Annotated in this window: 20 protein-coding genes; 9 read left to right on the top strand and 11 right to left on the bottom strand. The window is 55.6% G+C overall.

From position 1 onward, the window contains the following. Positions 1 to 64 precede the first annotated feature (64 nt). The gene (locus tag F384_RS02405) at positions 65 to 2,248 is read left to right on the top strand and encodes a TonB-dependent receptor (RefSeq protein ID WP_046477151.1); all 2,184 of its coding nucleotides are present in this window, start codon (positions 65 to 67) and stop codon (positions 2,246 to 2,248) included. 116 nt (positions 2,249 to 2,364) lie between these two features. After that, a complete protein-coding gene (gene pheP / locus F384_RS02410) occupies positions 2,365 to 3,753 on the top strand; it encodes a phenylalanine transporter (protein ID WP_046477152.1) in 1,389 nt (462 codons plus the stop codon). A gap of 37 nt (positions 3,754 to 3,790) precedes the next feature. Here the strand turns inward: pheP and F384_RS02415 are convergent, their stop codons facing one another. Both F384_RS02415 and F384_RS02420 read right to left on the bottom strand, forming a co-directional pair. After that, entirely contained in the window at positions 3,791 to 4,090 is a 300-nt protein-coding gene (locus F384_RS02415; RefSeq protein ID WP_046477154.1) for a helix-turn-helix domain-containing protein, read from the bottom strand. Between the two features lie 9 nt (positions 4,091 to 4,099). Then, a complete protein-coding gene (locus tag F384_RS02420) occupies positions 4,100 to 4,441 on the bottom strand; it encodes a type II toxin-antitoxin system RelE/ParE family toxin (protein WP_046477155.1) in 342 nt (113 codons plus the stop codon). Between the two features lie 209 nt (positions 4,442 to 4,650). Between F384_RS02420 and F384_RS02425 the strand changes: the two genes are divergently transcribed. The 4 genes from F384_RS02425 (at position 4,651) to F384_RS02440 (ending at position 9,112) form a co-directional block, all read left to right on the top strand. Next, positions 4,651 to 5,889 carry an MFS transporter gene (locus F384_RS02425; protein ID WP_046477157.1) on the top strand — a complete coding sequence of 413 codons (1,239 nt, stop codon included), beginning with the start codon at positions 4,651 to 4,653 and terminating at the stop codon, positions 5,887 to 5,889. A 15-nt stretch (positions 5,890 to 5,904) separates the two neighbouring features. Then, on the top strand, positions 5,905 to 6,930 hold the full coding sequence (locus F384_RS02430; RefSeq protein ID WP_046477158.1) for a sugar phosphate isomerase/epimerase family protein: 1,026 nt from the start codon (positions 5,905 to 5,907) through the stop codon (positions 6,928 to 6,930). Next, entirely contained in the window at positions 6,923 to 8,065 is a 1,143-nt protein-coding gene (locus tag F384_RS02435; RefSeq protein ID WP_046477160.1) for a Gfo/Idh/MocA family protein, read from the top strand. Before F384_RS02430 ends, F384_RS02435 begins: the two co-directional genes overlap by 8 nt. Positions 8,066 to 8,140: 75 nt before the next feature. Continuing rightward, positions 8,141 to 9,112, top strand: coding sequence for a LacI family DNA-binding transcriptional regulator (locus tag F384_RS02440; RefSeq protein ID WP_046477162.1), 972 nt, complete (start codon positions 8,141 to 8,143; stop codon positions 9,110 to 9,112). A gap of 1 nt (position 9,113) precedes the next feature. Here the strand turns inward: F384_RS02440 and F384_RS02445 are convergent, their stop codons facing one another. The 4 genes from F384_RS02445 to F384_RS02460 all read right to left on the bottom strand — a co-directional run bounded on the left by F384_RS02445 (position 9,114) and on the right by F384_RS02460 (position 12,139). Next, the gene (locus F384_RS02445) at positions 9,114 to 10,361 is read right to left on the bottom strand and encodes a mechanosensitive ion channel family protein (RefSeq protein WP_046477163.1); all 1,248 of its coding nucleotides are present in this window, start codon (positions 10,359 to 10,361) and stop codon (positions 9,114 to 9,116) included. Between the two features lie 76 nt (positions 10,362 to 10,437). Next, positions 10,438 to 11,091 (bottom strand): oxygen-insensitive NAD(P)H nitroreductase, encoded by a 654-nt coding sequence (nfsB, locus tag F384_RS02450; protein ID WP_046477165.1) that lies wholly within the window; start codon positions 11,089 to 11,091, stop codon positions 10,438 to 10,440. Positions 11,092 to 11,189: 98 nt separating this feature from the next. After that, the gene (locus tag F384_RS02455) at positions 11,190 to 11,558 is read right to left on the bottom strand and encodes an MmcQ/YjbR family DNA-binding protein (protein WP_046477167.1); all 369 of its coding nucleotides are present in this window, start codon (positions 11,556 to 11,558) and stop codon (positions 11,190 to 11,192) included. Then, entirely contained in the window at positions 11,558 to 12,139 is a 582-nt protein-coding gene (locus tag F384_RS02460) for a TetR/AcrR family transcriptional regulator (protein ID WP_046477169.1), read from the bottom strand. The genes F384_RS02455 and F384_RS02460 overlap by 1 nt, the downstream gene beginning before the upstream one ends. Positions 12,140 to 12,331: 192 nt before the next feature. Here F384_RS02460 and F384_RS02465 point away from each other — a divergent pair, with 192 nt between their 5' ends. After that, positions 12,332 to 13,465, top strand: coding sequence for an MBL fold metallo-hydrolase (locus tag F384_RS02465; RefSeq protein WP_046477171.1), 1,134 nt, complete (start codon positions 12,332 to 12,334; stop codon positions 13,463 to 13,465). After that, positions 13,462 to 13,803 (top strand): RamA family antibiotic efflux transcriptional regulator, encoded by a 342-nt coding sequence (locus tag F384_RS02470; RefSeq protein WP_046477172.1) that lies wholly within the window; start codon positions 13,462 to 13,464, stop codon positions 13,801 to 13,803. Before F384_RS02465 ends, F384_RS02470 begins: the two co-directional genes overlap by 4 nt. A gap of 21 nt (positions 13,804 to 13,824) precedes the next feature. On the opposite strand, the gene F384_RS02475 is transcribed toward F384_RS02470, so the two are convergent. Both F384_RS02475 and F384_RS02480 read right to left on the bottom strand, forming a co-directional pair. After that, a complete protein-coding gene (locus F384_RS02475) occupies positions 13,825 to 14,082 on the bottom strand; it encodes a DUF1158 domain-containing protein (RefSeq protein WP_046477174.1) in 258 nt (85 codons plus the stop codon). A 69-nt stretch (positions 14,083 to 14,151) separates the two neighbouring features. Beyond that, the gene (locus F384_RS02480; protein ID WP_046477176.1) at positions 14,152 to 15,267 is read right to left on the bottom strand and encodes a YbdK family carboxylate-amine ligase; all 1,116 of its coding nucleotides are present in this window, start codon (positions 15,265 to 15,267) and stop codon (positions 14,152 to 14,154) included. A gap of 142 nt (positions 15,268 to 15,409) precedes the next feature. Between F384_RS02480 and F384_RS02485 the strand changes: the two genes are divergently transcribed. Further along, positions 15,410 to 16,108, top strand: a complete 699-nt coding sequence (locus F384_RS02485; protein WP_046477178.1) for a GNAT family N-acetyltransferase — start codon at positions 15,410 to 15,412, stop codon at positions 16,106 to 16,108. A gap of 42 nt (positions 16,109 to 16,150) precedes the next feature. Here the strand turns inward: F384_RS02485 and betA are convergent, their stop codons facing one another. The 3 genes from betA to betI are packed head-to-tail and all read right to left on the bottom strand — an operon-like array spanning position 16,151 to position 19,921. Next, positions 16,151 to 17,827, bottom strand: a complete 1,677-nt coding sequence (gene betA / locus F384_RS02490; protein WP_046477180.1) for a choline dehydrogenase — start codon at positions 17,825 to 17,827, stop codon at positions 16,151 to 16,153. Between the two features lie 13 nt (positions 17,828 to 17,840). Next, a complete protein-coding gene (gene betB / locus F384_RS02495) occupies positions 17,841 to 19,313 on the bottom strand; it encodes a betaine-aldehyde dehydrogenase (RefSeq protein ID WP_046477182.1) in 1,473 nt (490 codons plus the stop codon). 17 nt (positions 19,314 to 19,330) lie between these two features. Beyond that, positions 19,331 to 19,921: a transcriptional regulator BetI gene (betI, locus tag F384_RS02500; protein WP_046477185.1), complete on the bottom strand. Its 591-nt coding sequence runs from the start codon at positions 19,919 to 19,921 to the stop codon at positions 19,331 to 19,333. Positions 19,922 to 20,011 lie beyond the last annotated feature (90 nt).

The following is a 20,011-nucleotide window of genomic DNA, read 5'->3' on the forward strand; positions in this document are numbered from 1 at the left end:
TAAAAACCAGCCGGGGGGCGGATGTCGTCCCCCCGACACATTGACTTCTTTTGATGGCATTCACATGAACAACACCAAAACAATTCTGGCGCTGACGATTGGCGCTATCTCTGGCACGGCCTGGGCGGCAGACACTGCGAAAAAAGCGGAAGATACCATTGTGGTTCAGGCGACAACGAATAATGATTTCAAACCGGGTGGCGACACGCCGTTACCGGCATTCCTTGACGGGCAGGTTGCCAACGGCGGCAGGCTGGGAATGCTCGGTCAACAGAGCGCGATGGACGTCCCCTTCAACGTCATCAGCTATACCTCTAAACTGGTTGAAGATCAGCAGGCAAAAACCATTGCCGATGTCGTGGCAAACGATGCGGGCGTGCAGTATGTCCAGGGCTATGGTAACAGCGCGGAAAGCTTCCGTATCCGCGGCCTGAAGTTTGATGGCGATGACATGACCTTTGGCGGCCTTTCCGGCATTTTGCCGCGTCAGGTGGTGGATGCGCAGATGGTGGATCGCATCGAAATCTTCAAAGGGGCAAACGCCCTGATGAACGGTGCCGCAAGCTCCGCTGTCGGCGGGATGATCAACCTTGAACCGAAACATGCAGGCGACATCCCGCAGGCCAAAGTCGGCGTGGACTACACCTCAGATTCACAGATTGGCACCACGCTGGATGCCGGTCGTCGCTTTGGTGACAGCGACCAGTTTGGCGCACGGGTGAATCTGGTCCACCGTGAAGGCGAAACCCGAATTCAGGACGATCGCCGCCGTACGACGCTGCTCTCCACGGGACTGGACTACAAAGGCGATAATTTCCGCACCTCGCTGGACGTGGGGTATCAGAAGAAAACCTTCCACGGCAGCCCAACCAGCGTCAACATTTCTGCGGTCGATTTCATCCCGACGCTGCCGAAAAATGACCGCAACTTCTCGCAGAAGTGGGCGTACAGCGATATCGAAAACGAATTCGGTATGTGGCGTAGTGAATACGACATCACCGACAACTGGACCGCCTATACCGGTCTTGGCGCTCAGCACGCGCACGAAGAAGGTCTCTACAGCGCGCCGAAACTGCTGGATAAGAGCGGTACGGCCACTGCCAGCCGTCTTGATACTAACCGCATCAGCGACACGGTGAGCGGCATGGCGGGGATTCGCGGCAACTTCGACACTGGCTTTGTCTCGCACAAAGTGAACGTCGGCTACTCGGCGCAAAGCAAAAACGAAAAAATCGCGTGGAAGATGTCCAAAGCGGCGGATAACCCGTATACCAATATCTACCACAACCGCGGCGTTGATGCGCCAGCCAGTACCAACTCAAACGGCAAGGGCGGCAACTACAGCGATCCGCTGACCAGCGGACGCACCCGTACTCAGGGCTGGCTGCTGAGCGATACGCTGGGCGTGCTGGATGACACACTGCTGTTTACCGTCGGGGCGCGCCATCAGAAAGTGGTCATCCGGGGTTATGACAAAGTCACCGGTGCGGAAAACGCCGCCGACGGCTTTGACGGCAGTCGCTGGATGCCCACTTACGGTGTCGTCTACAAACCGTGGGAGGCGATCGCTTTCTACGCCAATCACACCGAAGCGCTACAGCCAGGTAAAACGGCGCCCAATACCGCAACCAACTATGGTCAGAGCACCGGTATCGTCCATTCTAAGCAGAACGAAGTGGGCGTGAAGGCGGACTTCGGGCGCGTGGGCGGCTCGCTGGCGCTGTTTGAGATCAAGATGCCTTCGGCGATCCTTGACAGTGAAACCAAACATTATGGTCTGGATGCCGAGCAGCGTAACCGCGGCGTTGAGCTGAATGTCTTCGGTGAACCGATGCTGGGCATGCGTCTGAACGCCAGCGCCACCTGGCTGCAGGCGGAGATGACCAAAACCAACAATGGCCTGAATCAGGGCAATGATGTGATCGGCGTGCCGAATTTTTACGCCGTGCTGGGTGCCGAGTATGACATCAAACCGATTGAGGGTCTGACCGCCACGGCACGCGTGAACCATTCCGGTTCTCAGTATGCAAACCTGACCAATACCAAAAAGCTCGACAGCTTCACTACCCTGGATCTGGGTATGCGTTATCGCTTCGCGCTTAACCAGAACCAAAACCAGATGACCGTTCGCGCGGGCATCGACAACGTGACCAACGAAAACTACTGGGCCAGTGTTGATGATTCCGGCACGTATGTCACCCAGGGCGAACCGCGCACCGTTAAAGTGTCCGTTGGCTACGAGTTCTGAGTTCCACCTCGTTATCAGGGGCAAGGATGCCCCATCCATTCCCGTGCCTTTAACTTGCTACCTCCAGCATGAAGTGTTAAAACGTGCCCCTTCGAAAAACGAGACAGGGGTAGGACGTGAGAGACGCGTCATCCGCTTCAGGCAATGGCCGTTCTGAAGCGTCGTCGGAACAGACTCCGACGCTGCAACGTGGTTTGCAAAATCGACATATTCAGTTAATCGCCCTCGGCGGCGCGATTGGTACTGGGCTGTTTCTGGGTATCGGCCCGGCGATTCAGATGGCGGGACCGGCCGTACTGCTGGGTTACGGCATCGCCGGGGTTATTGCCTTTCTGATCATGCGCCAGCTCGGCGAAATGGTCGTCGAAGAGCCGGTATCGGGCTCCTTCGCTCACTTTGCCTATAAATACTGGGGGCCATTTGCGGGCTTCCTGTCAGGCTGGAACTACTGGGTGATGTTTGTGCTGGTCGGGATGGCTGAACTGACGGCCGCCGGCATCTATATGCAGTACTGGTTACCTGACGTTCCCACCTGGGTCTGGGCCGCAGCCTTCTTTATTATCATTAACGCCGTCAACCTGGTGAACGTTCGACTGTATGGCGAAACCGAATTCTGGTTTGCGCTCATTAAAGTGCTGGCGATTATCGGCATGATTGGCTTTGGTCTGTGGCTGCTGTTCTCGGGTAACGGCGGCGAGCGGGCGACCATCGACAACCTGTGGCAGCACGGTGGTTTCCTGGCGACGGGCTGGAAGGGGTTGATCCTGTCGCTGGCGGTAATTATGTTCTCCTTCGGCGGGCTGGAGCTTATCGGGATCACTGCGGCAGAAGCCCGCGATCCGCATAAAAGCATCCCCAAAGCCGTCAATCAGGTGGTGTATCGTATTCTGCTGTTCTACATCGGTTCGCTGGTGGTTCTGCTGGCGCTCTATCCGTGGGTGGAAGTGAAATCCGACAGTAGCCCGTTCGTGATGATTTTCCACGATCTGAACAGCAACGTGGTGGCTTCAGCACTGAACTTCGTGATTTTGGTGGCATCCCTGTCTGTTTATAACAGCGGCGTTTATTCCAACAGTCGTATGCTGTTTGGTCTGTCAGTCCAGGGCAACGCCCCGAAGTTTCTGACCCGCGTCAGCCGTCGTGGTGTGCCGGTGAACTCACTGCTGCTCTCTGGTGCTATCACCTCGCTGGTGGTGCTGATTAACTACCTGCTGCCGAAAGAGGCTTTTGGCTTGCTGATGGCGCTGGTGGTGGCAACGCTGCTGCTGAACTGGATCATGATCTGTCTGGCGCACCTGCGTTTTCGTGCTGCGATGCGTCGCAAAGGGCGCGACACCCAGTTCAAAGCATTGCTCTACCCGGCGGGGAACTACATCTGTATTGCCTTCCTGGCGATGATCCTCGTGCTGATGTGCACTATCGACGATATGCGTCTGTCAGCCATGCTGCTGCCGGTGTGGGTCATCTTCCTGTTTGTGGCGTTTAAGCTCTCCCGCAAGAAATAACCCTGTTGATGCCCGGTGGCGCTTTGCTTGCCGGGCATCAAATCTGAAAAGCTATCCGTTTCCCATCAGGTAAGGTCACATCAATACTCAGTTCTCCCCCAAGCGCCGCTACGTAGCGTTTCAGAGTAGACAGTCGAGGGTCGTTACCGGGATGTTCAATTTTAGCCACCGTGGGCTGTTTTACTCCCATTGCCGCAGCGAGTTCGGTTTGCGAGATGTTCAACTCTTCGCGCAACTGGTTGAGTGCAACGATACGGCGCATCTCTTCAACTTTAGTAGCAATGCGCTCCTGACTTTCCACGCTCTGTTGCGCCATCAGTTCTTTCAGCGTAGCCATATGGCCTCCTTACTTCGCCAGATGCTGGCAGAACTCAGCATCTGCCAGCTTAATCATCTCTTTGTAGAATTGTTTTTCCAGGCGTCCCGTTTTATCCCCGGCGCACAACACGATCGCTTTACGGCTGGGATCAAAAGCAAAGAATGCTCTGATTGGTGTTCCCGCATGCTGAATGCGTAATTCCTTCATATTTGGATAGGTTGACGCTTTCACTGTATCAACGTAGGGACGTCCAAGTTGTGGGCCATACTCTGCAAGAATATACATTGCAGCCAGCACATCCTCTTTTAATGCCAAGGTTTGTTGATAGAACCATTCATCAAACCGTTCTGTTGTTTCGACGTCCCACATCGTTCGTCCCTTATAGCTTCCTGGCTATAAATAGTGTATAGCCAAATAGCTATACTCTCAACCTGATCCGTTCATCAGGTCATGAGACGATCTTTATCGTGACCCTTCTCTCAATTCTGTTTCGATCCACAGGATCTTTATTTTGTAATCGATTACTTTTCACGTGATGACAATTTGTAATCGATTACTTTTTAAAGGCGAGGCTCAAAATGGTGTCAACAACGGAAAGTAGTGGAAAGGCGATAGGGCAGCACCGGCTGCTGGTCCCCCGACTGTCGCTGATGATGTTCTTACAGTTTTTTATCTGGGGAAGCTGGTCGGTGACGCTCGGTCTGGTCATGACGCAGCACGACATGTCTTTGCTGATTGGCGATGCGTTTTCCGCAGGGCCGATCGCCTCCATCCTTTCACCGTTTGTGCTCGGTATGCTGGTGGATCGCTTCTTCGCCTCGCAAAAGGTGATGGCGGTGATGCATCTGGCCGGGGCGGTGATTCTGTGGTTTGTGCCGGGGGCATTGATTGCCCAGAACGGGGCGCTGCTGATTGGCCTGCTGTTCGGCTATACGCTGTGTTATATGCCGACGCTGGCGCTGACCAATAACATCGCGTTTCACAGCCTGACGAATGTCGATAAAACCTTCCCGGTGGTGCGCGTGTTCGGCACGATAGGCTGGATTGTGGCGGGGATTTTTATCGGCGTCACCGGCGTGGCGTCCAGTATTACCATCTTCCAGGTGGCGGCGGTCAGTTCCGTGGTGCTGGCGTTGTATAGTCTGACTCTGCCGCATACGCCCGCTCCTGCGAAAGGGCTGCCGGTACAGGTGCGCGATCTGTTCTGTGCTGATGCGTTTGCACTGCTCAAAACGCGCCATTTCTTTATCTTTTCGCTTTGCGCGATGTTGATCTCGGTACCGCTCGGCACTTATTACGCTTATACCGCCTCGTATCTGGCGGATGCCGACATTGCGGATGTCAGTACCGCGATGTCGTTCGGGCAGATGTCAGAAATCTTCTTCATGCTGGTTATCCCACTATTGTTCCGCCGTCTGGGCGTGAAATACATGCTGCTGATCGGCATGCTGGCGTGGTTCGTTCGCTATGCGTTTTTTGCGCTTGGAGTGAGTGAAGAGGGGCGTTTCCTGCTGTATCTCGGCATTCTGCTGCACGGCGTGTGCTATGACTTTTTCTTTGTTGTCGGCTTTATCTACACCGACCGCGTAGCGGGGGAAAAGGTAAAAGGCCAGGCGCAGAGCATGATCGTCATGTTCACTTACGGTATTGGGATGCTGCTGGGATCGCAGATCTCCGGAGCGCTGTATAACCGGTTGGTGGCCGGACAAACCGTGCCGCAGGCATGGGTGACATTCTGGTGGATCCCGGCGGTGGCGGCCGCGGTGATTGCCCTGATTTTCCTGTTCTCGTTTAAGTATGACGATGACAAGGCGTAATTTTCTGGAGGTGGTATGAGGACGATTAAAGGACCGGGTATTTTTCTGTCGCAGTTTATCGGGGAACAAGCGCCGTTTAATTCGCTGGAAGGGCTGGCAGGTTGGGCGGCGGGCAAAGGTTATTGCGCGGTACAGATCCCCTGCCATCAGCCGCAGATTTTCGATCTGGCAACCGCGGCGCAGAGTCAGGCCTATTGCGATGACATCAACGGTAAGCTGGCGGAACACGGGATAGTCATCAGCGAACTGTCGACCCATCTGGAAGGGCAACTGATAGCGGTAAACCCGGTCTACAGCGATGCCTTTGACCACTTTGCGCCAGAGGCAGTGCGCGGTAACGATGTGGCGCGTCGGGCGTGGGCTACGGAAAAGCTGAAACAGGCGGCCGCGGCGTCGGCAAAGCTGGGGCTACGCGCACATGCCACGTTTTCTGGTTCGCTGGCCTGGCCGTTTTTCTACCCGTGGCCGCCGCACAATGAAGCGCGTTTTCAGGACGCATTCAGTGAACTGGCAAACCGCTGGCGACCGATTCTGGATACCTTCGATGCACACGGGGTGGACGTCTGTTTTGAGCTACATCCTGGGGAAGATTTGCACGATGGCGTCACGTTCGAGCGTTTCTTACACCTTCTGGACAACCACCCGCGCTGCAACATTCTTTATGATCCCAGTCATATGCTGTTGCAGCAGATGGATTACCTGGCCTTTATCGACATCTACCACGCGCGTATCAAAGCGTTCCATGTGAAGGATGCGGAGTTCCGGGCGAACGGACGCAGCGGGGTATACGGCGGCTATCAGTCGTGGATCAACCGTGCAGGGCGCTTCCGTTCGCTGGGCGACGGGCAGATCGACTTCAACGGTATTTTCAGCAAACTGACGCAGTATGACTTTGACGGTTGGGCGGTGCTGGAGTGGGAATGTTGCCTGAAAGACGGTGAAACCGGGGCCCGCGAAGGCAGCGAATTTATCCGCCGCCATATCATTCCGGTCTCCGGACGGGCGTTTGATGATTTTGCCGCCGGAGGCGCCAGTGATTAACGTCGGTATTATTGGCAGCGGATTTATCGGTCCTGCGCATATCGACGCGCTGCGTCGGCTCGGGTTTGTGCAGGTGGTGGCGCTGTGCGACGGGAGCCTTTCTCAGGCGCAGGAAAAAGCGCAGGCGCTGAACGTGCCGTATGCCTACGGCAGCGTTGAGGAACTGCTCGCGCATCCGAATCTGCAGGTGGTGCATAACTGCACGCCGAACCATCTGCATGCGCAGATCAACCGGCAGATAGTGCAGGCAGGCAAGCATGTCTTCTCTGAAAAGCCATTGTGCATGACGCCAGAAGAGGCGCGCGAGCTGGTGGCGCTGGCGGAAGAGGCCGGTGTGGTACATGGCGTCAGCTTTGTTTATCGCCAGTTTGCCATGGTGCGTCAGGCGGCCAGCATGATGCACGCAGGAAGCATCGGGCGACTGTTTGCTACTCATGGCAGCTATCTGCAGGACTGGATGTTGCTGGAAACCGACTACAACTGGCGGGTGGAAGCGGCGCTTGGCGGGGCGTCGCGTGCCGTGGCGGATATTGGACCCCACTGGTGCGACACGGTGCAGTTTGTTACCGGACGACGCATCACGGAGGTGATGGCCGATCTCGCGATTGTCTGGCCGACGCGCAAGGCGAATGTTGCGGGTAACCAGACCTTTGTTCATGACCCGAACGCCCGGTATGACGATAAACCGGTGAACACGGAGGATTTCGGTTCGGTGCTGTTTCGCTTTGACGATGGCAGCAAGGGCAGTTTTCGCGTCTCACAGGTGAGCGCCGGGCGGAAAAATGGCCTGACATTTGAAATCAACGGCAGCGAACAGTCCGTGGCGTGGGATCAGGAGGTGCCGCAGCAGTTGTGGGTGGGGCATCGCGCGCAGGCGAATCAGATCCTGACCGATGATCCTGCACTGATGAACCGCGATGTTGCCGACAGCGCCCATTTTCCCGGCGGACATATTGAAGGCTGGCCCGATGCCTTCAAAAATATGATGGCGCAGTTCTACCGTGCCGTTCAGGCTGGCGAAATGGCGAAAACTCCGCAATTTGCGACCTTCCACGACGGTGCGGATGTGATGTATATCATTGATGCGATAGTGAAAAGTCATCAGCAGCAGCGCTGGGTACGCATTGAGCGATGACGCGTTGCCCGGTTCGCCGGGCAACAAATTTATGATAGCCTGCATAAAACGCTAACCGCAGGATGTGTCGTCGTTATGTCTATTCAGAAAATCGCTCAGTTGGCCGGGGTTTCGGTGGCGACGGTGTCGCGCGTGTTGAACAACAGCGACAGCGTGAAAGCGAAAAACCGTGAGCGGGTTTTGCAGGCAATCAAGGAGAGTAACTACCAGCCCAATCTGCTGGCACGTCAACTTCGCACCGCGCGTAGCCACATGATTCTGGTGATGGTGTCCAACATCGCCAACCCGTTCTGCGCGGAGGTGGTCAAGGGCATTGAAGCGGAGGCCGAGAAAAACGGCTACCGTATCCTGCTGTGCAATTCAGGTTCTGACATCGATCGTTCCCGCTCAGGGTTAAGCCTGCTGTCGGGGAAAATCGTCGACGGCATTATCACCATGGACGCCTTCTCCCGACTGCCGGAACTTGCCGAGTTAATCGGCAGCGCCGCCTGGGTTCAGTGTGCGGAGTATGCCGATGCGGGAACCGTTTCCTGTGTCGGGATCAACGATGTGGATGCGTCGCAGTATGTGGTGAGTCAGCTCGCCGATAGCGGGCGTACGCGGATTGCCTTGATTAACCACGACTTAAGCTACAAATATGCCCGTTTGCGCGAGCGCGGTTACAAGAGCGTGATTCATCTGCGCGATCTGGATTATCAGGTGGTGGAATATGCCAGCGACCTCAGCTCAGCGGCCGGAATGGCGGCGATGCAAACGCTACTGAAAGAGAACCCGCCAGATGCGGTGTTTGCCGTTTCCGATACGCTGGCGGCAGGGGCGCTGCGCGCCATTGAGCAGGCGGGACTCCGTGTACCGCAGGATATCGCCGTGGTGGGGTTCGACGGTACCGAACTGTCTGAGATGGTGTCACTCACGACCATTGAACAGCCGTCGCGGGAGATTGGCCGCAAAGCGGTCACCTTACTGCTCAACAAAATTGATAATCCGGATGCGCCAACGGAAAGGGTCATGATGGACTGGCGCTTTATTTCGCGCGCCAGTACCTGATTTATTGGCTGAAGGTTCCTGCCAGCGAGCGAATATCATTGCCGGTGGGCGACTGGTGAATACGTAAGCCGAACTCTTCCACTACCGCAAAAATATGGTCGAAAATATCGGCCTGAATACTTTCATATTCCAGCCAGACCACGGTATTGGTAAACGCGTAAATCTCGATGGGCAGACCGTGATCGTCCGGCGCTAACTGGCGCACCATTAAGGTCATATCTTTACGAATACGCGGATGGTTGCGCAAATATTCGTTCAGGTAGGCGCGGAACGTCCCAATATTGGTCATCCGTCGATGGTTTAATACCGATTCCGGCGCATCCAGTTGTTGATTCCATTCATCAATTTCCTGATGGCGCGTAACCAGATAAGGCTTCAGCAGGCGCGCTTTATACAGGCGCTGCTTTTCATCATCATCCAGAAAATGAATGCTGGTGGCGTCAATACTGATGCTGCGTTTAATACGCCGACCGCCGGAGGCCGACATACCGCTCCAGTTTTTAAAGGAATCAGAGACCAGTGACCAGGTGGGAATGGTGGTGATGGTATTGTCCCAGTTGCGGACTTTCACTGTTGTCAGGCCAATGTCAATCACCGCGCCGTCAGCGCCGTATTTCGGCATCTCCAGCCAGTCGCCCAGTTTCAGCATGTCGTTGGCGGAAAGTTGAATGCCGGCAACCAGCCCCAGAATCGGGTCTTTAAATACCAACATCAGCACGGCCGCCATCGCGCCCAGGCCGCTAATCAGAATCGCCGGGGATTGCCCCATTAACAGCGAGATCACCAGAATGCCAACGATAATCGCGCTGATCAGTTTAACGCCCTGAAATATGCCTTTGAGCGGAAGCTGAGAGGCTGCCGGTAATTTTTGCGCCAGATTTAAGATGACATCCAGTAATGAAAACAGCGACAGCAGGGCATACATCATGATCCACAACTGCGCACAGGTGGTCAGAATACCTGCCGCTTCACTGCCTTTTTGCAGCCATAGCGCCGCCTGAATATTGACGATAATCCCCTGCAGGGTAAACGCCAGACGATGGAATAACTTGTTCTGGGTAATAATTTGCAGCCACAGGCGGGAACTGGCAGTGGCGCGTTTTTCGAATGTGCGCAGTACCACCCAGTGCAAAATAATATGCACAACGACAGCAGTGAGAAAAATAATACCAAAAATCATCACCAGCGAGGTGGTGTGATTCATCTCAATACCCGCTAAATCTTCAACCTGGGTAATTAATTCCTGCATAACCTCTCCTTTATAAAACAGCGGTCAATGATGACCGCTGAGGCGAAATTATGCAAACGGAGGGACGACGGGTGAATTACACCTCTGTCAGCGTGGTTTCCAGCGGCAGGCGAGATTTTGGCAGCGACGCGTTGAAATCTTCGACGCTATGATGGCCCACAGGAACCACGACCACACTGGTGAAGCCTTTTTCTTTCAGGCCAAATTCCGCGTCGAGAATGGCGGCGTCGAACCCTTCGATCGGTACCGCGTCCAGACCCAGCGCGCCAACGCCTAACAGGAAGTTACCGACGTTCAGATAAACCTGTTTTGCCATCCAGTGCGCGTCATCTTTCAAATCTTTCCGGTGCATGTCGGCGAAGAAAGTACGACCTTTATGGTTGGCGGCTTTCGCGTCGGCAGAGGCAAAACGACCATCAGCCTCTTCCTGATCGACCACGCGCTCCAGCCACGCATCGTCCATCGCCGTTTTGGCGCAGAACACCACAACATGCGAGGCATCGAGCATTTTACGCTCGTTGAAGACATAGCTGCCGGTGGCGGATTTCGCCACGCGCGCTTTGCCTTCCTCTGTGCTGGCAACAATAAAGTGCCACGGCTGAGAGTTAGTGCTGGACGGGCTGTACTGCAGCAGCGTTTTGATTTTTTCTGCTTCTTCAGCGGTCAGCTTTTTATTTGGGTCGAATGCCTTGGTGGAGTGACGCTTTAAGGCTACTGAAACGATATCCATAACTACTCCCGATTGGTTTTAATACCCGCAGGGTACAAGGTTCTCCGGACGATGATAAGAGAGATAATGCGAAAACAGTTTTCGGCTCTCGCGACCAATCAGGTGGGGCGGATGCGTTTTTGGTCGCGTTTGGCCAGGCCGTCGACCACTAAATTCCACGAATCATCGACCAGTTCTTCCAGTAATGACTCACTGATGTCATCGCCGGGGGCGACGGAAATCCAGTGCTTTTTGTTCATATGGTAACCGGGGGTAATGCTCGGGTAAATTTGCTGATTTAGCAGCGATTTTTCCGGATCGGCTTTCAGGTTAATCACCGCGCGGCGGTTAAATTCGGTAACGATCATAAAAATCTTACCGCCGACTTTAAACACGTCGTACTCCGGCCCGAACGGCCAGCAGTGCTCGGTAAACGGAAACGCCAGCGCCAGACGGCTTGCGGACTCATACAGCGTTTTTTCATCCATTATGCTTCCTCACGGGTGAGGGCGCGCCACATCGCTTCAAAGCCCAGGGAGATAAATTCGCTGGCGCGACCCGGTTCGCGAGCGGCAAATTCCATTGTTGTTTCTGCCAGCGTTAAAAACAGCGCATCGCCGAAGGCGCGATACTCATCGGACATAAAGACTGGCAGCACCGAACGGTGGCAAAGATCGCGTAGCTCAGGAAACAGATCGTCGGCTTTTTGTTCCGTCTCTTTGGTTATTTTTTCACTGACCGCCAGTTGGCGAATGGCGCGATGTCCCTGCGTATGGTTGAGACCCCAACTGATATAGCTGCTCCAGATGTAAAAGGTCAGCACTTTGGTATCCGTCAGTGAACGATCGAGGTGCTCGATCAGCGACTGGCAAAGGCTTTGTTTAAGATGAAGATAAAGTTCGTTGATTAACTCGTCTTTTGTCGCGAAATAGCGAAACAACGTTCCCTCTGCCACGCCTGCGTTGCGGGCTATCACAGCGGTAGATGCTGCGATCCCGGATTGCGCAATTGCCGTGGTTGCCGCTTCCAGTAATGCCTGTTTTTTGTCTTCACTCTTCGGACGAGCCACTACACTTTACCCTTATGATTGTTTAAAAAGGTGATTGAAACACGGCCTTTGTAGCGCCGCAACGGTGAATGTCAAAGATTGAAAATCATCTTGACGCGAAACTTCCGATTTCTATAATGAGTGCTTACTCACTCATAATCAAGAGTCAGCCGCGCAAACCATCGGACAGGAGCGCGTTTTACAGGTCAGGATATGAAGCCTCTCTCCGTTTGTGTGGTCGTTATTATGCTCATTGCCAGTGCAGCAACGTTACCGTTTATCCTCAATGCGGGCTTCGGCCAGGCGCCGCAGGGCGCTCAGCTTAGTCAGGTAGAGCAATCTGTGAACTACCGTGATGGGCAATTTCATAACCAGGTGCCAACGCCGGGCTATACCGGAAACAAAAGTATGCTCGCGGCATGGTGGGAGTTTCTGGTCGCGAAGCGTGAAAATGCGCGGCCTGCTCAGCCATTACCGCTGGTTGCCACCGATCTTGCCAGCCTGCCGGTGGAGCAAAATACCCTGATCTGGCTGGGGCACTCCTCGTGGTATCTGCAACTGGGCGGCAAACGTATTCTTATCGACCCGGTCTTCAGCAGCTACGCCGCACCGTTTTCATTCCTCAACAAAGCGTTCGCCGGTGAGTATCCGTGGACGGCACAAGCGATGCCAGAGATAGACCTGCTGATCATTTCGCACGATCACTATGACCATCTGGATTACGCCACCATCACCGCGTTAATGCCGAAGGTTAAACGCGTGCTCACGCCGCTGGGCGTTGGCTCGCATCTGCGTTACTGGGGAATGAATGGCGATGTGATTGAAGAGCGTGACTGGAATCAGTCTGTCAGAGTTGACGATTCACTGATGGTTCACGTGCTGCCCGCGCGGCACTTTTCCGGGCGCGGTATCAAGCGCAACCAGACGCTGTGGGCCAGTTTTCTGTTTGAAACACCGGAACAGAAAATTTATTACAGCGGCGACTCGGGCTATGGCCCGCATTTCAGGGCAATTGGCGAACAGTTTGGCGGCATCGATCTCGCCATCATGGAGAACGGCCAATACGACCAGGACTGGAAATACATTCACATGATGCCGGAAGAGACCGCGCAGGCCGCTCTGGATTTGCGGGCAAAAGCGATATTGCCCGGTCATGCCGGACGCTTTGTGTTGGCAAAGCATAGCTGGGATGACCCTTACAAACGGCTGGCGCTGGCCAGTCGAAATAAAGCGTACCGTCTGCTCACCCCGATGCAGGGGGAACCGGTGAAGCTGGACGATCCAGCGCAACGGTTCACCACATGGTGGGATCAGGCAACACATTTGCAGGAGAGGAGTTCCGAATGACCATTTCTGCTCAGGTTATCGACAGCATTGTCGAGTGGATTGATGATAATTTGAATCAGCCGCTGCGTATTGATGAGATCGCCCGCCATGCGGGTTACTCCAAATGGCACTTGCAGCGCCTGTTTTTGCAGTACAAAGGGGAGAGCCTGGGGCGCTACATTCGCGAGCGTAAACTGCTGCTGGCGGCGCGGGATCTGCGCGAATCCGACGAAAAAGTGTATGAGATTTGTCTGCGCTACGGCTTTGACTCGCAGCAGACCTTTACCCGTATTTTTACTCGCACGTTTAACCAGCCGCCGGGTGCCTACCGCAAAGAAAACCACAGCCGGGCGCACTGATCCTCTTCGGCATGCGGGGATTTAACGGCCCTGATGGGCCAGCGAAAACCAGCGACGCCAGACGTAGCGAATCACGAAATATTCGACAGCGCCAAGCGCTAAGAACCACAGACAGAACAGCAGCGTATAAAGCTGGTTGAGGTCCATCAGATGGAAGGTCGCAACCAGCTTTTGCGCCAGCACCAGTCCCAGCGACGGCGCCGGAAGCAGCAGGCAAGAGAGAAAAGCCAGCAGTAAAATACCGGCGGCGGTCATCAGGGATTCAAGCGGGTGTTTCATGGCATTGTTAAACTTGAGTTAAAAAAGCCATTGTCCGGGATCTTCTCCGCTAACGCAAACCCGCTCCGCTTACCCCGCCCAGATCTCACCATGTTTTTTCACCAGCCCGATGAGCGAACCGCCCTCGCTGACAAACTCTCGCATTGTCTGCGCTTCATTGAGGCCGTTTTTCACCTGACGGGTTAAGGCCTCGATGGCGCTGGCCGCACCCACTTTATCCGCCGATGGCGCCACGTTTTCCAGCAGGCGCAGGGTATCGTCTGACAACGGATGGCGATCGCCGGTATGCACATCGGTCAGAATACCTTCCAGCCCATAGCGGCAGGCCTGAAAGCGGTTGAATTTATACAGCAGGTAATCTCGCTCCTGATGCTTAAACGGACGCTCGGTCAGCAGCCAGTGCGCGGTGGCCTGGATTAATCCGGCGATATTTACCGCATGCGACAGGGTCAGCGGCGTATCCATCACCCGCACTTCGACGGTACCAAAATGTGGGCTGGGACGAATATCCCAGTGCAAATCCTTAATGCTGTCGATCATGCTCGTATAGCTGAGCCGACGGAATAACCCCTCAAATTCCTGCCAGTTGCTGACCCACGGCATCGGGCCGTTATCGGGAAAACCGGAGAAGATGTTCAGGCGTGACGAGGCAAAGCGGGTGTCAGAGCCCTGCATATAGGGCGAAGCCGCTGAGAGCGCGATAAAGTGGGGGACAAAGCGCGACAGCCCGTGCAGCAGATAAATGGCGTCATCTCCGCTGGAACAGCCGACGTGGACGTGCTGCCCAAACACCGTGGCCTGCTGGATGAGGTAGCCAAACCTTTCCAGCGTGCGCTGATAGCGCTCGTTGTCGCAGACCTGCTGGCGCTGCCATTTCTGAAACGGATGGGTGCCGCCGCCGCAAATTTCGAGGTGATGCTCAGCCGCCGCCTGTAGGATCACCTGCTGCATGGCGGAAAACTGCGCGGCGGCCTGATCGATGTTGTGGCAGACGTCGGTGGCCATCTCCAGCATGCTTTCGGTGATATCGTGCTTCACCTCTCCGGCGCTCACCCGATCTTTCACCGCAGCAATCAGCGTCGAAGAGTCCTGACTCAGGTCATAACCCGGTGGATTCACCACCTGCATTTCCAGTTCAATGCCGAGGGTGTACGGTGTCGAGACGTGAAAATCGGGTAGTGGCATGGCGTTCGTTTCCCGGATGATTTGCTTTCAGTATAGAAGCGATGCGGAGATCCGCAGCGGCAGAAGAAATCTGAAGGTGGCGCTTTGAAGACGAATCGGGAACTGCTATAACCAGATTTTACCGTTGCGTAAGGAGTGAGCTGTGCCGGAAATTAATCAGTATGGTCAGACGGTTGGCGACGCGCTGCCGGACTGGCATGGCGCGTCGGTTCTGGAACGAACCGTGCTGGAAGGCCGCTGGTGTCGTCTTGAGCCGCTTGACCCGGAACGTCATGCCGGAGATCTGTTCGATGCCTATGCGCAGGCAGACGACGAGCGGGACTGGACGTGGCTGGCGAGCAGTCGCCCCGACAGCGTTGCGGCGACGTTCCACTGGCTTTGCGGGAAAGCGAACGATGACGCGCTGGTGCCTTTCACCGTCGTGGATACACGCGCTGAACGTGCGGTGGGACTGGTCTGCTTTATGGCTATCGAACGCGAGCATGGCAGCGTCGAAATCGGCCATGTCACCTGGTCGCCGCGGATGAAAAATAGCGTACTGGGCACGGAAGCCGTCTGGCTCCTGTTGCGGTATGCGTTTGCGCTGGGCTATCGCCGCGTGGAGTGGAAATGTGACTCTCTGAACCTGGCGTCGCGTCGGGCGGCTGAGCGGTTAGGATTTGTGTTTGAAGGCCGTTTTCGCCAGAAAATTGTCCGCAAAGGCCGCAATCGGGACAGCGACTGGTTGTCGATGATTGATGGTGAGTGGCCTGAATGTGACCGCGCAATGCAGCGCTGGTTAGCGCCGGAGAATTTTGACGAACACGGTCAGCAGCGGCAAACGCTGGCGCAGTGTCGGTAGCGATAAGCGACATTCCGCTCTGTTACCAGAGCGGAAATCACTTTAGCGCTGTGCCGGTTTGCGTACCGGCGCATCGCCCGCCACGTAATAGCGCGCGGTGCTTTTTGCCAGCGGCGCACGACCGCGAATGGCATCGGCGATTTTCTCGCCAATCATGATGGTCGTTGCATTCAGATTGCCGGTGATAATTTGCGGCATGATCGACGCATCCACCACGCGCAGGTTTTCCACGCCGTGCACCTTGCCTTCACCATCAACCACCGCCATCTCATCAAAGCCCATTTTACAGGTGCCGCAGGGGTGGAACGCCGTTTCCGCGTGGTTACGTACAAACGCATCCAGCTGTTCGTCGCTCTGGCAGTCAATGCCGGGGCTTATCTCCCGTCCACGGAATTTATCCAGCGCTGGCTGGTTGATGATTTCACGGGTAAGGCGAATCGCATCGCGGAATTCCTGCCAGTCCTGCTCCGTTGACATGTAGTTAAACAGAATCGCCGGATGCTCGCGCGGATCGCGCGATTTTATCTGCACATGACCACGACTCGGCGAACGCATCGAGCCAACGTGGCACTGAAAACCGTGCTCTTTCACCGCGTTCGAACCGTTGTAGTTAATCGCCACCGGCAGGAAATGGTACTGAATGTTCGGCCAGCCAAATTCTTCGCGGCTGCGAATAAATCCGCCCGCTTCAAAATGGTTGCTGGCCCCAACGCCAGTCCCGCTAAACAGCCATTCGGCGCCGATCTTTGGCTGGTTCCACCATTGCAGGGCAGGGTAGAGAGAGACCGGTTCTTTACACGCATACTGGAGGTACATTTCCAGATGATCCTGCAAGTTTTCACCGACACCTGGCAGATGGTGAACCAGCGGAATGGCATGCGCTTTTAACAGCGCGGCATCACCCACGCCGGAGCGTTGCAGGATCTGCGGCGAGGCAATGGCGCCCGCGCACAGCAACACTTCTTTTTGGGCCGTCGCGCTGACGGGGAGGGTACTGTCGCCTTCGAGCCACTCCACACCGATCGCTTTTTTACCGTCAAAGAGGATGTGGTCGGTCAGGGCATGGGTCACGATGGTGAGGTTCGGGCGTTTTTTCGCCTGATCCAGATAACCACGGGCGGTGCTGGCGCGACGCCCCTGTGGCGTGACGGTGCGGTCCATCGGACCAAAGCCTTCCTGTTGATAGCCATTCAGGTCATCGGTTCGCGGGTAACCCGCCTGCACACCCGCTTCGATTATCGCTGCGAACAGCGGGTTTACCCCCGGTTTTGAGGTGGTCACGCTGACCGGGCCATCGCCGCCGTGATAGTCATTCGCCCCCACATCGCGGGTTTCCGCCTTGCGGTAATAGGGCAGGCAGTTGAGATAGCTCCAGTGCTCAAGTCCGGGTTCTTCCGCCCAGTGGTCGAGATCCAGGGCGTTGCCACGGATGTAGCACATGCCGTTAATCAGCGACGAACCGCCCAGCCCTTTGCCGCGTCCACACTCCATACGGCGGTAGTTCATATGCGGTTCAGGTTCGGTCTCATACGCCCAGTTATAGCGCCTTCCCTGCAACGGAAAGGCCAGCGCCGCTGGCATCTGGGTGCGGAAATCCGCACGGTAATCCGGACCGCCTGCTTCCAAAAGCAGAACGGTGGTATCGCTGTCTTCTGTCAGTCGTGTTGCCAGTACGTTGCCGGCAGAACCGGCACCAATAATGATGTAGTCAAAATGCAATGAAACCTCCTGCTTAAAATACAGACTGGAAGGGCGCCATCTCGAGCTGGATGGATTTCACCTGGGTATAGCTTTGCAGCGTCATCACGCCGTTTTCACGCCCGATGCCGGAATGCTTGTAGCCGCCAACCGGCATTTCTGCGGGGGATTCGCCCCAGGTGTTGATCCAGCAGATCCCGGCTTCAAGCTGGTGAATGACGCGATGTGCGCGGTTGAGATCCTGGGTGACGACGCCCGCCGCCAGACCGTAATCGGTGTTGTTGGCGCGACGAATGACCTCGTCTTCGCTCTCGTAAGTGAGGATTGCCATCACCGGGCCGAAGATTTCCTCGCACACGATGGTCATCTCATCGTGGCAGTCGGTGAACACCGTCGGGGCAACCCAGGCACCGTGGTCAAACGCGCTGCCCTTTAGCACATCGCCACCGCAAAGCAGCGTTGCGCCTTCGTTTTTACCGCTTTCGATATAGCGCAGGACATTTTCGCGATGCGGGAAGCTGACCAGCGGGCCAAAATTGGTGGCGGGATCAAACAAATCGCCTGCGCGGATCCGCGCCACGCGAGACAGAATGGTTTGCTCGAACGCGCTTTTCATCCGCGCCGGAATAAACACGCGCGTCCCGTTGGTACAGACCTGGCCGGAGCTGTAGAAATTCGCCATCATCGCGATATCGGCGGCGAGATTAACGTTGGCATCCTCGAAAACGATCAGCGGCGATTTACCGCCCAGTTCCATCGTCACCGCTTTCAGCGAGGAGGCGGCAGAGTTCGCCATCACTTTTTTACCGCTGGCGACGCCGCCGGTGAAGGAGACTTTGGCGATGCCCGGATGTTCAGTCAGATAGTGGCCCGTTTCCGCCCCTTCACCCGGCAGGACATTAAAGACACCGTCCGGCAAACCGGCTTCGCTGTAGATTTCCGCCAGCTTCAGGGCGGTCAGCGGAGTGACTTCGCTGGGTTTGAAGATCATCGCGTTGCCTGCTGCCAGCGCTGGCGCAGATTTCCACAGCGCGATTTGAATCGGGTAGTTCCATGCGCCAATCCCGGCGACGACGCCTAACGGCTCGCGTCGGGTATAAACGAAGGCGGTTTCGCGCAGGGGGATTTGGCTGCCTTCCAGCGCGGGGATCAGCCCGGCGTAGTATTCCAGGACATCTGCGCCGGTCACAATATCGACGCTGGCGGTTTCGCTGAACGGTTTGCCGGTATCCAGCGTTTCCAGTTTTGCCAGCTCATCATTGCGTTCGCGCAGAATCTCCACGGCACGACGCAGAATGCGCGAGCGTTCCATCGCGGTCATCGCCGCCCAGATTTTTTGTCCACGCTGAGCGCTTTTCACCGCGCGGTCGACATCCTCGCGCCCTGCGGCCTGTACGGTGGCAAGGACCTCGCCATTGGCAGGGTTGATCGTCTCAAACGTCCGACCGCTGGTGGCGGCGGTATAGCCACCATCAATGTAAAGCTGTTGTTCTGCCATTCGGGACATGTATTCTCCTCGGTGAGTCAGCGACTTTTTGGTAAGTGCTGACTGATGAAATGGGTGGTCAGCGCCTGGGCGAGACTGAGGTTGAACGGTTTACCGCTCAGCGCGGCACGCAGCCACAGCCCGTCTATCAGCGCCGCTAATCCGTAACCCGCCTGCTGCGCCTGTTCACGCGGCAGTTCGCGTCTAAATTCGGCAACGATGTTTGACAGCAGGCGTTTGCTGGCGACCTGTTGCAGGCGGTACAGCATCGGCTGGTGCATGCTGCTGGCCCAGAACGCCAGCCAGGCTTTCATTGCGGCATGGCTTATCTGGGTCTCGTCAAAGTTTCCCGCCACGATGGCGCGCAATCGTAGTTCTGCGCGCGCCCCCGGTAGCGCATGGAGTCGATGCAAAACGGCATGACGCAGCTGGCTGGTGATGTCGCGCATCGTCGCCTCCAGCAATCCATTCTTATCCTTAAAGTAATGGCTAATGATCCCGGTTGAAACCCCGGCGCGACGGGCGATTTGCGCAATCGTCGCATCGTGCATCCCGACTTCATTTATCGCTTCCAGCGTGGCGTCAATGAGCTGCCGCTGCCGTATCGGCTGCATCCCCAGTTTGGGCATTTTGGGACTCCATTCATCAGTTTTGTTTAACCATTAAAGCGGTTTTTGATTGGACGTTCAATATAAAATGTGTCTTAATTGTTGCGAATT

It is taken from the genome of Citrobacter amalonaticus Y19, from assembly GCF_000981805.1.
In the GTDB taxonomy this organism is placed as follows: domain Bacteria; phylum Pseudomonadota; class Gammaproteobacteria; order Enterobacterales; family Enterobacteriaceae; genus Citrobacter_A; species Citrobacter_A amalonaticus_C.

Coding starts and splice junctions, on each gene's coding strand:
- F384_RS02405 (WP_046477151.1), top strand. CDS start 65: ATGAACAACACCAAAACAATTCTGGCGCTGACGATTGGCGCTATCTCT.
- F384_RS02415 (WP_046477154.1), bottom strand. CDS start 4,090: ATGGCTACGCTGAAAGAACTGATGGCGCAACAGAGCGTGGAAAGTCAG.
- F384_RS02420 (WP_046477155.1), bottom strand. CDS start 4,441: ATGTGGGACGTCGAAACAACAGAACGGTTTGATGAATGGTTCTATCAA.
- F384_RS02425 (WP_046477157.1), top strand. CDS start 4,651: ATGGTGTCAACAACGGAAAGTAGTGGAAAGGCGATAGGGCAGCACCGG.
- F384_RS02430 (WP_046477158.1), top strand. CDS start 5,905: ATGAGGACGATTAAAGGACCGGGTATTTTTCTGTCGCAGTTTATCGGG.
- F384_RS02440 (WP_046477162.1), top strand. CDS start 8,141: ATGTCTATTCAGAAAATCGCTCAGTTGGCCGGGGTTTCGGTGGCGACG.
- F384_RS02445 (WP_046477163.1), bottom strand. CDS start 10,361: ATGCAGGAATTAATTACCCAGGTTGAAGATTTAGCGGGTATTGAGATG.
- nfsB (WP_046477165.1), bottom strand. CDS start 11,091: ATGGATATCGTTTCAGTAGCCTTAAAGCGTCACTCCACCAAGGCATTC.
- F384_RS02455 (WP_046477167.1), bottom strand. CDS start 11,558: ATGGATGAAAAAACGCTGTATGAGTCCGCAAGCCGTCTGGCGCTGGCG.
- F384_RS02465 (WP_046477171.1), top strand. CDS start 12,332: ATGAAGCCTCTCTCCGTTTGTGTGGTCGTTATTATGCTCATTGCCAGT.
- F384_RS02470 (WP_046477172.1), top strand. CDS start 13,462: ATGACCATTTCTGCTCAGGTTATCGACAGCATTGTCGAGTGGATTGAT.
- F384_RS02475 (WP_046477174.1), bottom strand. CDS start 14,082: ATGAAACACCCGCTTGAATCCCTGATGACCGCCGCCGGTATTTTACTG.
- F384_RS02480 (WP_046477176.1), bottom strand. CDS start 15,267: ATGCCACTACCCGATTTTCACGTCTCGACACCGTACACCCTCGGCATT.
- betB (WP_046477182.1), bottom strand. CDS start 19,313: ATGTCCCGAATGGCAGAACAACAGCTTTACATTGATGGTGGCTATACC.
- betI (WP_046477185.1), bottom strand. CDS start 19,921: ATGCCCAAACTGGGGATGCAGCCGATACGGCAGCGGCAGCTCATTGAC.